We start from the raw sequence: 13,637 nt of genomic DNA on the forward strand, positions 1-13,637 counted from the left end.
TACCGTGCTCACCGGAAGCCGCGCCGCCGTGGCACGGGCGACGGAAGGTAGAAAAAGAAAAGGCAGAACACAACCAGATTGTGCCCTGCCTTTGATTCGCCCCCGCATGTGTGGCAGCCTACTTCATCAAAACGAGTTTGCGCTGCGCCACAAAATCAGCCGCTCGCAAGATATAGAGATACACGCCACTCGCCACGCGCTGCCCGCTGTCATCCCTGCCATCCCACAAGAAGCTGTGGTGCCCGGCCGCAAATCTCCCCTGTGCCAGTTGCTTGATTTGCTCGCCGGTGGTGCTGTAGATCACGAGTGAAATCTCCTGCTCCACCGCCAATCGGAAGCCGATCTGCGTCGTCGGATTGAAGGGGTTGGGATAGTTTTGCGCCAGCTCAAAATCAACGGGCAGCTCACTGGCAATCACGTCAGGCGCGCCAATAATCGGCTTGGGTGCCGCGCCACTGCCGGCGTAGCACTCCAGCTCCGCCACACGATTGTGGCCCTTGTTGTTTTTGTCCATGCGGATGCGGAAATAGCGTGCCGCAAAGGGCGAGGTGAAGGTCACGTCCTGGGTGCCGGAGGTGCCGGCGGTGTTGGTGTAGACTGTGGTCCATTCGCTGTCACTGCTGCCGCCGGTGTTGGAGATTTGGAAGCGGTACTGGGTGGCGTGATAGTTTTGATACCATTTCACCACGCCACGGGTCAGGCTGTATGGCGCGCCGAGATCGACCATCAACCAGGTGTTGGGGTTGTTTTTGCTCACCGAGCCGCTGCGCCAGTAGGAACTGCTCGCGGTGCTGCCATCCACCGCCTTTGCCGGCGAGTAGGTGCTGCTGTAGGTGCTGGAGGCTGAGGCGGTTTTGTTCAAGGCCAGGTTGCCGGAGGGCGGATTGCTGACGGTGATGTACTCCACCTTGGTTTCTTCATCGGTGCCGCAAGCATTGCTGACGCTCAGCACAACGGTATAAGTGCCGGCAGTATTGTAGGTGTGCTGGGGATTCTGCACGCTTGCGGTGCCGCCGTCACCGAAATCCCACGCCCAGGAAGTGGGATTGCCGGTGGATTGATCGGTGAAGGTGACCGTCAGCGGCGCATTGCCGGAGGTCGGCGAGGCGGTGAAGTTCGCCACCGGCGCGACGCAGGGCTCGACGTGAATGTAGTTGACCTTGCTCTCGCTGTGCGAGCCGCACGCGCTGCTGACGGTGAGCTGGACGGTGTAATCGCCGGCGGCGTTGTAGGTGTGCGAGGGGTTTTGCAGCGTCGAGGTGTTGCCGTCACCGAAATCCCATGCCCAGGAGGTGGGGTTGCCGGTGGATTGATCAGTGAAGGTGACGGTGAGCGGGGCATTGCCGAAGGTCGGCGAGGCGGTGAAGTTTGCCACCGGCGTGCCATTGACAGTGATGAAACCGGTTTTGACTTCCTGATCGCTGCATGAATCGTTGGACGCGGTCAGGGTGACGGTGTAGCTGCCGGCAACGGTGTAGGTGTGTGAGGGGTTTTGCAGCGTCGAAGTGTTGCCGTCGCCGAAATCCCACGACCAGCCTGTCACCGTTCCGCTGGAGAGATCGGTGAAATTCACTGTGCCGCCGACGCACTGGGTGGTCGCATCCGCGGAAAAATCAGCCGTGATGTCACACGATGATGCGCCCCCGGGACAGATGGTGAGATAGCTTTGTGCGATATCCTCCCAGGCAATCAAAGCGAAATTTTTGGGCCCGCCATTGTGCTTGGCCAAAAAGCCGTAAGGGAAATTGGGGCCGGCCGGCCGGTTGGTGACGTCCAAACCGTCGGTGCCACCTACTTCCGGCGTGAAGATGGTGGTCACCAGCGTGTGGCTGTGGGGGTTGCCGGGATCCCCCTCGCGGCGGTAAACTTTCACCCGCTTGTTGCCCTGGCTGGAGAGCAGAATGTAACCGGTGCCGCCGGCGCAGCCATAGATGCCGAGCCCTTCGCGATCCGGATCGATGCCGTCACCCTGCGCAAACACCCCGACACGCTGATTCCCCATCGCCGGATCGGCGTAGAACTTGTGCACGCAGCAGTCTTCCTCCGCGATGTAAACGTAGCCGAGTTCATCATCGGCCACCATGCCCTCGGAATGTTTGCCGTTGTATTCCCCGCCGAAGGAGCGCACGAACACCGCCTGCACTCTGCCCGCGCCGTTGTCGAGCAATTGGTATTGATACAGCACACCCTCGGCGCCGCCATTGCTGTTGACGAAGGCAAAATAGGCCCCGTCACTGGCACGACGGTACAAACACATGCCATACGGCTCCTTCACCTCGGGCGTGTTGGTGGCGCCGCTGGCGGAAATGTCGCTGAGCTGGCGCGTCGTGGGGTCGATTTTGCATATCACCAGGCGGCTGGGATTTTGCGCGCCGACAACATAGATATCAATCGGTACGCCGCCAATGGGCATGCCGTAACGCACATCCCCGTTGTTGGGCGTGATCGAAACCGGCAGCCGCTGGAGCTGTTGGCCGTTCATGTCCCATACGTAAATGGCATTGCCGATCTTGTCGGTGCCGATGACCAGGCTGAGCGCCGGATCGCTGGGATGAATCCAAATGGCGGGATCGTCGGCATCCCCGCTCACCGCGCCGGTATTGACCCGCGGGGAGACGGTGATTTCTGAAGGTATGCTTTGTGCCCGGCCGATCGTGATCGATAGAAACAGACTCAACAGCAGCATGCCGATGCCAAGAAAGCGTTTTGCAGGACGTTTGCCATCCTCATTTATGAATTGAAACGGATTGGATGTCAAAACGGTCGGGATCATAAATTGACCTCCTGTGTGAGCTCCAGTTGGGAAATGTCAGGAATTCCGGGAAACGGCATCCCGCTCTCCGCATCATGAGTGCCCGTCCGCAAGCGTGACCTTTTGCGAGTCTGCTCCTGCGATGGCTTTGGCCATCGTCCGAGATTTGCGATGACACAAGAAGTCGTGTCAATCGCAGTCCCGCCGCGGTCGGAGTATGACCGGACGGCCGCCTGGCCGGAAAAATCCACCCACAAACACCCTTGCCTCGATACGAAGCAAGCTGAGCCCTTCATGCCTGGACAGTGAATCGTGACGGCGGCAAATGCTGCTGTCTACAGGTGAATAAATTGGTCCGGTATCGCTGCATGCGATGGGACCGCTGGAGAGAGTCTGTCGCTGCCTTGCAACTGCCATCCCCTTGAAAATTTCCAGCCATCCGCTGGCGCAGGGAGGTTGTTGGAGGATAAAAAGGCGTTCGGCGGAGTTGGTAATCCGCCGAACGCCGATGGAAGGTGGGTAACTTCTGACCGCAGGGCCGGCTGCAAGCATTGGCAGTGCTTGCCGCCCTGCAGTTTACCGTATTGCTTTCACTTCATAAAGGTCAATCGCCGCACCAAACGAGTTTCACCCGCTTCGAGCACGTAGAAGTAAATCCCGCTGGGCAGATTGGCGGGTTCAAATCTCACCGTGTGCATCCCCGCCTCGCGGCGGCCGTTCACCAGCGTGGCGACCTCCTCGCCAATGACGTTGAAGACCTTCAGCGTCACATGTTCTTCCTGCGGCAGGCTGAAGGTGATAGTGGTGCTGGGATTGAAGGGGTTGGGATAGTTTTGCGCCAGCTCGAAATCAGCGGGCAGCTCACTGGCAATCACGTCAGGCGCGCCAATAATCGGCTTGGGTGCCGCGCCCGAGCCGGCGTAGCACTCCAGCTCCGCCACACGATTGTGGCCCTTGTTGTTTTTGTCCATGCGGATGCGGAAATAGCGTGCCGCAAAGGGCGAGGTGAAGGTCACGTCCTGGGTGCCGGAGGTGCCGGCGGTGTTGGTGTAGACCGTGGTCCATTCGCTGTCACTGCTGCCGCCGGTGTTGGAGATTTGGAAGCGGTACTGGGTGGCGTGATAGTTTTGATACCATTTCACCACGCCACGGGTCAGGCTGTAGGGTGCGCCGAGATCGACCATCAACCAGGTGTTGGGGTTGCTTTTGCTCACCGAGGCGCTGCGCCAGTAGGTGCTGGTGCTGCCGTCCACCGCCTTGGCGGGGGAGTAGGTGCTGCTGTAGGTGCTGGAGGCGGTGGCGGTTTTGTTTAAGGCCAGGTTGCCGGAGGGCGCATTTTGCGTGGTGGCAGAGGCCTCGTTGGAGTAGCCCGAGTCGCCGCCTTCGTTGGTGGCGCGCACGCGGTAGTAGTAGGTGGTGCTGGGCGAGAGACCGGTGTTCGAATAGGTAGTGACGTTGGCGGCGGTGGTGGCAATCTGGGTGTAGGGCCCGCCGGACGTGGTGGCACGTTCGATCTTGAAGCCGGTCTCATTGGTGGAGTTGTCGGTCCAGGCGAGATTGATTTGACTGCTGCTCACCGCGGTGGCAGTCAGGCCGCTGGGCGCTGCCGGCGGCGCGGGTGGCGCGAAGGTGGTGGCACTGGCCTCGTTGGAGTTGCCCGAGTCGCCGGCGCCGTTGGTGGCGCGTACGCGGTAGTAGTAGGTGGTGTTGGGCGAGAGACCGGTGTCTGAATAAGAAGTGACGTTGGCGGCGGTAGTGGCAATCTGGGTGTAGGGCCCGCCGGAGGTGGTGGCGCGATCGATCTCAAAGCCGGTTTCATTGGTGGAATTATCGGTCCACGCCAGGTTGATTTGGCTGGTGCTCACGGCGGTGGCGGTCAGGCCACTGGGAGCATTGGGCGGGGTCGGGGGCGCGCCCAGGCCATTGACCGCGTTGAAGGCATTGACCCGGCCGGTGCCGAGCTTGCCGGCATAGGAGGGATTCAGGCCGTCAATGTTGTCGGTGGTGCTCTCCAGACGGTTGCGCACCTGGCTTGCGGTCCAGGTCGGTTCCGCCGACCAGATCAACGCAGCCACGCTCGCCGCAATGGGGGTCGCCATCGAAGTGCCGCTCATGGTGGCGACATAATCGTTGGCGGCATCGTTGTGGTTGTGATAGAGGCTGACGATGTCCGTGCCCGGGGCCGAGACGTCGACGTAGCTGCCGTAGTTCGAAAAATCGGATTTAAGATCGTTCTGATCGGTGGCCGCCACATTGATAATGTCGGTGCGCGAGCCCATGTAATCCGGGCTGTCGCCGGTGTTGTCATTGCCGGCCGCTTTGAAAATCAAACCACCCGAGCCCAGGAAGTTGTCGATGGCCGCACCCAGGCCGCCGGAGTTGGATGAACCCCAGGAGCAGGAGGCAATGTGGGCGCCCATGGTGGCGGCGTAGTTGAAGGCCTCGGCGCAATAATCCATGCGCACGTAACCGACTTCAATGTTCAAGAAGCCCAAATATTTTTCCGAGGACCCGATGCGGCAGGCCATCACCCGCACCCCGTTGGCCGTGGTCTGTTGCGAGCCGGCGAGCCAGCCGCCGGAAACCGAGGCCGTGGCATAGCCGTTGTTGTTGATCGCCGCAATGTTGCCGGCGCAGTGCGTGCCGTGGCCGTTGAAATCACGCGGGTCGTTGTCCTTGGTGGTGCAATCCTCGCCCGGCCAGCAGGAACTGGAGCCGGCGATCGGCGACGAAACGAAGTCGTAACCGACGATGTCATCGATGTAGCCGTTGCCGTCGTCATCGATGCCATTGCCGATGATTTCGCCGGGATTCTTCCACATGTTGCCGCTGATCGAGGAAAAATTGCCGGCCGCCGCATTGCTGCCACCGAGATCCTTGTGATAGTAACGCACGCCGGTGTCCAGCATGGCAACGATGATCTGGCTGTTGCCGGTTTGCTGATCCCAGGCCTCCGGCGCATCGACGTCATGATCATTGGTTTGATTGAGATGGTACTGGTTGGCGTACTGTGGATCGTTGGGCGTGGCGTAGATCGTGTGAATGCCGATCGGCTGGGCCTCGATCACCCCGGCCGCCTGTTTGTACGCCGCCACGACCGCCTCGATGTCGGCCTGCGGGCTCGCAAATTTGATTTTGTGCCAGCCGGAGAGGTCGACCAGGCGCCCGTTGTAGTAGCGTGGTTTGGAAACCGGGAATTGCTGCTTCATCTCCACCGCATTGTATTGCCGGTTGAGCTGGTCGATGGCATTGATTCCCGACTTGCCCAGCGCCATGGTGGTGCGGTCGAGATTCATCACCGCCGACTTGTCGAGTTGCACGACAATTTCATCCGCCACCCAGCCGATAAAACTCGGGATGGCGACGTCGGGCCGCTTGACCTCCATCTTTTTGACGTCCTCTTCCGACGCCCATACCAGCGAGGTACACGTCAGAAGCATGAACACCTTCAAAATCACTCGTCGCATTGCTGCTCCTTGGTTGATTGGTTCATCACGTCATGCGGAGGCCGCCCGCAAACATCGCCCTCCCCAGCAGCCACTCAACTTCAGGACCTCCCTGTTGGAGGCACACCCACCACACGCGGTGACCGGACATCATCACCCCGCTGGCCGGTGGCCGGGAATGCTTGTGCAACAGCCTTCCGCGCCAGTGCATTGAATTCGGTGAGTGCAATTCAGCACGCCGGCAAAAATAGCTACAAGTGCTTTCCAACTCAGCGTGGCGATCAGCTCAAAGTATCACAAATATTGCGAACGACTTGAAAGAGATGGTAGGGGACTGCAGGCGGTGGAGGAGTTCACCCGAACGCCGTCCGTTTCCGGGGGCATGATGGAGCGGCAGATACGTTGCTCCCTCTCACTGGTGATGGGATTGCACCTTCACCTGGCACCGCTTTATTAAGAAGAGATGGGTTGATCCTGAACCGGCGCCGGCACCCGATGCCGAGTCGCTTGCCGGATTAAAATGGATGGGAACTATAAAAAATTTTACCGACTTTGTCAATGAAAACATTTGGGCAGCAACATGACCTTGACGTGCGAACCGGCAGCCCTTGAGACATGCACCGTGCCGTCCGGCGAGGTCTATATGTCTGCCCAAGCCTCCGGACGCTTGCTGTTGAGCTGGCGCCCAAAGTGGTCGGGCTCAGATCACAGCGAAAAGGTGGTGGGAGCTGGATACTGCTTCGAAGAACCCTCACAACTGTGAAGCCTTTGACGAACTGCCGGAGCATGCGCACGCCGGTATATTTTGTTCGCGTCTGCCGGATGGGGATGTGGCACGGTTGCCGTGCCATGAATCGGCGGTGGCTGTGTCTGCAGGCGCAGGTTTGACAACCCTGGCTCTGCCGTTCATCACCAAGATTGCACATGCCCGCCAAACACCCATACGCGCTGGTACGTGCCCCGCGAGGATTCTTCAAAATCTGCCGGCCGCAACACCGGCGGGCTCGCCGGCACCCCGGTTGCCGAGGGGAAAGCTTTTTACCCCACGGCCGCGGCGGAAGCTTGCGGCACCCTGGCGGTTACTCAAAATCCAAAAGGGTATGCGAATACGATTTCAACTCGGCGCCGCTGGCGGCAATGTAGCGGTTCCAAAAATCCTGAATGATGAAATACCGCTCGGTTTCCTTGGAATAGGCGCCGGCAACCCAGACTTCGACTCCCGCGAGATTGGGGATGCGGCCCTTGCTTTTCAGGGTGGCGAGCGCCTGGCTGACGTAGGCCGGCGTCATGGCATCGGTGCGGAAATCGAACTCGCTGGAGCTTTCCTGCATGTCGGAAATGATGATCAGCGACTTTTTGCCGCGCTTGCCGCGCATGAGCTGCTCGCAGATGATGAAAGAATTGATGATCTCGGCCTTTTGGATGCGCGGCCTGGTCTGCAGCACGCTGTCAACCGTGGTGAGAATCTGCTCGGTGATGCCGCGCGTGTGCTTGTGATATTGCGTGCGGTTGTCGGTCCAAAAGTTGAAAGAGGGCAGCGTGGCATCGTAGATGGGCGCGAAGTCGGCGATGGTGAGGTCGATGATCTTGCAGACCGTCACGCGGTCGCCGGCGTTCAGCTTGGCCACAATGTTTTGGATGTACTTTTGGTAATTTTCGCGGTCAGGCAGCGTGCTCAACGACATGTCGAGAAAGATCATGACCCACCGCGGTTCGCTGTCCTGTGCTTCGGTATGGTCACAAGCGGTGGCGAGCGTCAGCGTCGACAGCGCGGCCAGCAGCAGTGTCGTCCGCCGGAAGAATGCTCCGGTCCAGTTGATGATCGTGATTTTCATCCTAACAAACCACTTGCGGGGTTGGTGTTCAAGAAAATGGAACAGACAAGCGGGCACCGTGGCGCGGGCCGGCCACGGGACACCGGCTTTCAATCGAAGGCATAGCGCGAACTGCCCGCCTGGGGCGGCAGGCTGCGCAACGGCAGACTCTGCCCGTTGGTCGCAAAAGTTTCCTCTTCGAAATCGGGGATGAGAATGTCCGGCAGCATCTCGAAGGCGCGCGGCCGGCGATCATCTTCGCGGTGACGCATGTTGTGCTGGCGGTATACACTGATCGCCTGATGGGCGGCGTCCCGGATGCGGTAGCTCTGGTTGTGACAGGAGGATTTCAAGGCGTTGCGCCGGCTTTCGATCTTGTGGATCTTGGCCATCGCCTTGAGATAGTCCCGTTTGAATTTGAACAGTTTGAAATCACGCTCGTGCGCGTACCAGGAGGCATACACCGAAATCACGAAAATGAGCAAATTGAGCGAGAGGAAGAACAGCCAGGTGCTGAACGCCATTTCGTCGGAGGGCGAGGCGGCGCTGCGGAGATAGTTGTTGCGCACCTCGGCGAGCGAATACAGCGAAAAGAGAATGACCGCCAGGCAGCCGATGGAGAGAAAGACCAGCGGCTTCTCCTTCTCGTCCTCGCGCAGGAAGCGCCCCCAAAAATGCCCGGACACGGGAATGGCAAAGGACAGGATCAGCGCCATGATCACCGTCTCGAAGCGCGGCGAGCCAAAGATGTCGAACACCTGGGCGTTCATCGCGAACTCGGCAATGCCGAAAACAAAAATCATGGGAAAATACCACCAGGGGGTGGCATCGAAAGTGGAGTCACGCTCCAAATCGTTGCGCCGGGCAAAGTAGTTCTCCTCGGCCTGCTTGAGTTTGTGCATCCAATTCTTGTGCTCGCCGATGAGTTTGGCATCCCGGCTTTGCCATTTCTGGTAGACCTTGCGGATGGCACGATCTGCGATCTTGCAGATTTTTTGCTCGTACTCCGAGGCGCACTGCACTTCGTGCCACTGCCCGTTGCTGCTGATCCCCCCTTGTTTGCCTTTATACAAATAATAGGCGATGTTCTCGCCGTTTTGGGCCGGTCTCTCTTTCACACCATCCAGCTTGCCATTGAGGCGGGCTTGCCAGCCGGCAATCAGCGTCCATGGACCCATTTTTACTCCTTGTAAATCTGCAAATGCCTGCCATTGCCAGGAATGAGGGAAGCTTCTTCCATCACTAGAGAATACTGACAAATGCAGACGACTGAGCAAAACGCGGGGGATTTTATCCCGGGGAAATTTTCCCTTCCCTTTTTGTAAGTCGTTCCTTATATTAGCCGCGTTTTAGTGGGGTTGGCAACGCAGGAAAACCGTGCGGTTGCCGCGGGCAGGTGCGTGTCTGCCACTGTCGCCGTGCCAGCCAGCCCGGGCACCCACCGACAGTGGTGTTTCCGGCATGAAACGATTGGGCCACAGCCGCAGCCAGGGCAAGCCACCCCGCTGGCGGCGGTCAAGATCCTGAGCAGACCAAGACAGGTTCGCAGAAGAGGAGGGTCAATGAAAATTGGTGTCCTGCGCGGTGAAGAAAACTCCTTTCCCGAAGCGCTGATCGCGCGCATCAATGAAAAAAGTGCAGAACGCAAGCTCCCCGCCACCGCGGAATTCATCAAGCTCGAAACCATCCGCATGGCCGAGCCAAGCGGTTATCATGTCATCATCGACCGCATTTCCCACGAAATCCCCTTCTACCGCACTTATCTCAAAAACGCCATGCTCTCCGGCACCCATGTGATCAACAACCCGTTCTGGTGGAGTGCCGATGACAAATTCTTCAATTATGCGATTGCCAGCCGGCTGGGTGTGCCCGTCCCCAAGACGGTGCTGCTGCCGCACAACGCCCATCCCCCCTACACTTCTTCGCAATCGATGCGCAACATGGTTTATCCGATCAACTGGGAGCCGGTGTTCGAATACATCGGCTGGCCGGCTTTTTTGAAACCGCACAGCGGCGGCGGCTGGAAACACGTCTATAAAGTCCACAACCCCGAAGAGTTCTTCAACTGCTACAATCAAACCGGCATCCTTTGCATGGTCTTGCAGGAGGCGATTGAGTTCACCGAGTACTATCGCTGCTACACCGTTGGTCGCAGGCATGTGCGCATCATGCGTTACGATCCCGGCAAGCCGTTCTTTGAACAGTACATTCAGAACGCGCCGCCTCCCGCACCGGCCCTGGAGGAGGCCATCACCACCTACTGCCTGCGGCTCAATCGGGCACTGGGGTATGACCTCAACACCTGCGAGTTTGCTGTGCGCGACGGCATTCCTTACGCGATTGATTTCGGCAACCCCGCCCCCGATTGTGACTACAAATCGGTCACCCCGGCCAACTTTGAATGGGTGGTTGACAAGATGTCGGACCTTGCGCTGGAACGGGCGCAATTGCCGCTGACCCCGCCAACCGAATACCTGTGGTCGAATTTCATTGGCAGTGCAGGTCACGTCCCGGTGGAGCCCCCGCCTGCTGCCGCACCGCGTCGCTGAGGTCGGCGGGTCGCGACGGAAGTGCCGGCTGTGCTGTCGTGCCGAATTGAGGAAGGAGCCTGATTGTGAAAGAGCTATTCACTCTTGGCATCGAGGAGGAATTCCAGATTGTCGATCCGCGCACCCGCGAGTTGCGTTCCCATCTTTCGCAAATGCTGGCGGACGGCAAGATGTTGCTGCAGGAAAACATCAAGCCGGAGCTGCATCAGTCGGTGGTCGAAGTGGGCACCGGCATCTGCCGCAACATTCGCGAGGCGCGCGCGAGCGTCGCCGCCCTGCGGCGCGGCATCGCCCAGATTGCTGCCAAGAACGGGCTGTGCATCGTGGCTGCAGGCACCCATCCTTTTTCCGACTGGCGCACGCAGGAAATCACCGAGCACGAACGCTACAAGATGATCATCGACGAGATGGGCGATGTCGCGCGTGCCAATCTCATCTTCGGCCTGCACGTGCACGTCGGCATCGAAGATCGCGAGACCGCCATTGCGCTCTGCAACCAAATGCGCTACTTCCTGCCCCACATTCTGGCGCTTTCCACCAGTTCGCCCTTTTGGCTCGGCCGGCGCACCGGCTTGAAATCGACGCGCGCTGTCATCTTTCGCCGTTTTCCCCGCACCGGCATCCCGGATTATTTCACCTCCTGGGCCGATTTTGAGCATTTTGTGCAAACCCTGGTGAAGACCAACTGCATCGACAACGGCAAGAAAATCTGGTGGGACATCCGGCCGCATGCCTTTTTCAACACCCTGGAAATCCGCATCTGCGACCTCCCCACCAACATTGACACCACCATCGCCATCGCCGCCCTGATCCAGGCCACCGTCGCCAAGCTTTGGATGCTGCACAAGAGCAACATGAGCTTCCGCATTTACCGGCCAACCCTGATCGAAGAAAACAAATGGCGGGCGGCGCGCTACGGCATCTCCGGCAAATTGATTGATTTCGGCAAGCAGGCCGAAGTGCCGTTCCGCGACCTGCTTTATGAATACATTCGCTTCGTCGATGAAGCAGTCGATGAGCTCGACAGCCGGCAGGAAATCAATTATCTTTACCGTATCCTGGAGACCGGAACCAGCGCCGACCGCCAGCTTCAGGTGTACGAGGAAAGCAATCACGACCTCACTGCGGTGATGGATTTTTTGATCCGCGAAACGATGGCGGGAATCGATCCGGCAGGATGAGCATATGAGTCACAGGCGGGCATGGCCCGCCAACCCTGTCTCTGGCACAGCCCCCGTCTCAATGAGCGGGGTTTTTTATTGTCTGCCGGGCAGCAGGCTGCGCAGGAAGCCCCAATCGAGTTGCGCAATCCAGCGGAGTTTGTGCCACAGGGAGGGGGGTGTTGCCGCAACTGGGGTGGAGGGCAGGCCGGTCAACTCCGGCGGCGGATAGAACACCAGCGTCTCCACCCGGCCGATGCCTTCGCAGTCGACCCGGCATTTTTCCGGCTGCAGCTCGTGGAAGCCATCGAGCTGGCGGTAAACCTCCCGGGTCATGAGAATGTACTCGCGCGCCGGCAGCGGGTTTTTGAGCAGGCGGTGCACCAGGATGACGTCCAGGCCGAACAGTTTCTCGAACTTTTCAATGCGCGCGATTGCGATGTCGCCGGCGTGCATGACGATTTTCAGCCGCAACTCCTCGACGCGCATGCACGCCTCACACACGCACAGCCGCAGGTCGCGGGTTTGGTAGAGCGCCTGATAAAACGAACGAAAGAATTGCGGTATTTGTGTTTTGACCGCGGCGAGCGTCTGCGGCAGGTCTTTCTCACCGGCGGAGAGCGCATAGAAGAAAGCGGCATCGCCCTCCAGTTCGGCCAGGGTAAGAGGCGGCGTGGAGGCAGAAATGATCGACTGCAGCAGCCGCACCACGATTTGTTTGGCATGGCTGATGGCCATGCGATGCAGCCGCATGAAGCGGGTAAAACCACTGATGTCGGCAATCAACAGAATGGCTTTGGAGGTGGCAGGTTGCACTCCGGCCTCACGGCAAAGTTGTGGGATGCATGCCGGAGCACGGCCCCGCGGCGCCGGCAGGAAAATGGTTCAATCGTACTGCGCCAGCAGGGCTTTGGCCTCGTGGTAGATTTTCGTTTTTTCGGCGAAGGGGATGAACAGGCTTTTGAACCCATTGAGCACGATTTTTTTCACCTGCTCATAATTCAGATCCCAGGTCTGCACGGCGAGCCACAGCTCGTCGGTCATGGTGGTGCGGGAGATGAGACGGTTGTCGGTGTTGAGCGTGACGCGCAGTTGGCGGTCGAGAAACTTTTTGAAGGGGTGATGTTCGATGCGCAGCACTGTTTTGGTTTGCACGTTGCTGGTCAGGCAGACTTCCAGCGGAATGCGGTGATCGCAGACGTAGTTGAGCAGATCTTCATCTTCGATCAGGCGGGTGCCGTGGCCGATGCGGTGGGCGCCGCAGGCATGAATGGCCTGGTAGATGCTGTCGGGGCCGTAGGCTTCGCCGGCGTGCACGGTGCAGTTGATGCAATGTTTGCGGATGAAGTAGAAGGCCTTGGCGTGATCCTTGGCGGGATTGCCGAACTCGCGGCCGGCGAGGTCGAAGGCCACCACCCCGCGGCGTTTGTATTGCAAGGTCAACTCCGCCAGCCGCAGCGTGGCCGCCGGCGACATGCTGCGAATCGCGCAGATGATCACCGCGGTGCGGATGGGGAAGCGCTTTTCGGCCTCGCTCAGTCCGGCAAGCACCGCATCCATCACCTGTTCGAGTGACAGCCCCTTTTGCTGATGCAGGATCGGCGAGAAGCGGACTTCGATGTAGCGCACGTTTTCGGCGGCGGCATCGGCAGCCAGCTCATAGGCAATGCGGCGCAGCGCCTCCTCATCCTGCATCAGCTTGAGGGTGAGGTCGAACTTGTCGATATACTCACTGAGATTTTCCACCTGGCCTTTGACCGAGAGGAGATCATAAGCCGCCTCGGCGTTGTCCGGCAGGGCAATGCCGTTGGCGCGGGCGAGCTCCATGGCGGTATTCACCCGGATCGAGCCGTCGAGATGGCAATGCAGGTCGGTTTTCGGTAGTGCGTGCAGAAAGTCACGGGTGATTTTCATGC

At 59.1% G+C, this 13,637-nt stretch carries 8 protein-coding genes and 2 pseudogenes; 2 read left to right on the forward strand and 8 right to left on the reverse strand.

The features are described 5' to 3' along the window. Positions 1-118: 118 nt before the first annotated feature. The 6 genes and pseudogenes from ONB52_18025 to ONB52_18050 form a co-directional block, all read right to left on the reverse strand. On the reverse strand, positions 119-907 hold the full coding sequence (locus tag ONB52_18025) for a discoidin domain-containing protein (GenBank protein ID MDZ7418032.1): 789 nt from the start codon (positions 905-907) through the stop codon (positions 119-121). Continuing rightward, a pseudogene (locus tag ONB52_18030) lies at positions 890-1,624 on the reverse strand (PKD domain-containing protein). The gene ONB52_18025 and the pseudogene ONB52_18030 overlap by 18 nt, the downstream one beginning before the upstream one ends. Positions 1,625-1,675: 51 nt before the next feature. Next, positions 1,676-2,686: pseudogene (locus ONB52_18035) on the reverse strand (phytase). 656 nt (positions 2,687-3,342) lie between these two features. Then, positions 3,343-6,219 carry a S8 family serine peptidase gene (locus tag ONB52_18040; GenBank protein ID MDZ7418033.1) on the reverse strand — a complete coding sequence of 959 codons (2,877 nt, stop codon included), beginning with the start codon at positions 6,217-6,219 and terminating at the stop codon, positions 3,343-3,345. Between the two features lie 1,058 nt (positions 6,220-7,277). Continuing rightward, entirely contained in the window at positions 7,278-8,033 is a 756-nt protein-coding gene (locus ONB52_18045) for a hypothetical protein (protein ID MDZ7418034.1), read from the reverse strand. Positions 8,034-8,122: 89 nt separating this feature from the next. Beyond that, positions 8,123-9,190: a hypothetical protein gene (locus tag ONB52_18050; protein ID MDZ7418035.1), complete on the reverse strand. Its 1,068-nt coding sequence runs from the start codon at positions 9,188-9,190 to the stop codon at positions 8,123-8,125. Positions 9,191-9,574: 384 nt separating this feature from the next. Between ONB52_18050 and ONB52_18055 the strand changes: the two genes are divergently transcribed. Both ONB52_18055 and ONB52_18060 read left to right on the forward strand, forming a co-directional pair. Then, a complete protein-coding gene (locus tag ONB52_18055) occupies positions 9,575-10,561 on the forward strand; it encodes a hypothetical protein (protein ID MDZ7418036.1) in 987 nt (328 codons plus the stop codon). Positions 10,562-10,626: 65 nt separating this feature from the next. After that, positions 10,627-11,742 (forward strand): carboxylate-amine ligase, encoded by a 1,116-nt coding sequence (locus tag ONB52_18060; protein MDZ7418037.1) that lies wholly within the window; start codon positions 10,627-10,629, stop codon positions 11,740-11,742. Positions 11,743-11,817: 75 nt separating this feature from the next. Here ONB52_18060 and ONB52_18065 read toward each other — a convergent pair whose 3' ends face one another. Together ONB52_18065 and add are read right to left on the reverse strand one after the other, a co-directional pair. After that, positions 11,818-12,537 (reverse strand): DUF2652 domain-containing protein, encoded by a 720-nt coding sequence (locus ONB52_18065; GenBank protein ID MDZ7418038.1) that lies wholly within the window; start codon positions 12,535-12,537, stop codon positions 11,818-11,820. Between the two features lie 69 nt (positions 12,538-12,606). Continuing rightward, positions 12,607-13,635 carry an adenosine deaminase gene (add, locus tag ONB52_18070; protein MDZ7418039.1) on the reverse strand — a complete coding sequence of 343 codons (1,029 nt, stop codon included), beginning with the start codon at positions 13,633-13,635 and terminating at the stop codon, positions 12,607-12,609. Between the last annotated feature and the right edge of the window lie 2 nt (positions 13,636-13,637).

It is taken from the genome of candidate division KSB1 bacterium (genome assembly GCA_034506255.1).
Taxonomy (GTDB): domain Bacteria; phylum Zhuqueibacterota; class Zhuqueibacteria; order Zhuqueibacterales; family Zhuqueibacteraceae; genus Coneutiohabitans; species Coneutiohabitans thermophilus.

What these genes read in the sequence shown, in the direction of transcription:
- ONB52_18050 (MDZ7418035.1), bottom strand. Translation starts at nt 9,190, where the DNA reads ATGGGTCCATGGACGCTGATTGCCGGCTGGCAAGCCCGCCTCAATGGC.
- ONB52_18045 (MDZ7418034.1), bottom strand. Translation starts at nt 8,033, where the DNA reads ATGAAAATCACGATCATCAACTGGACCGGAGCATTCTTCCGGCGGACG.
- ONB52_18055 (MDZ7418036.1), top strand. Translation starts at nt 9,575, where the DNA reads ATGAAAATTGGTGTCCTGCGCGGTGAAGAAAACTCCTTTCCCGAAGCG.
- add (MDZ7418039.1), bottom strand. Translation starts at nt 13,635, where the DNA reads ATGAAAATCACCCGTGACTTTCTGCACGCACTACCGAAAACCGACCTG.
- ONB52_18040 (MDZ7418033.1), bottom strand. Translation starts at nt 6,219, where the DNA reads ATGCGACGAGTGATTTTGAAGGTGTTCATGCTTCTGACGTGTACCTCG.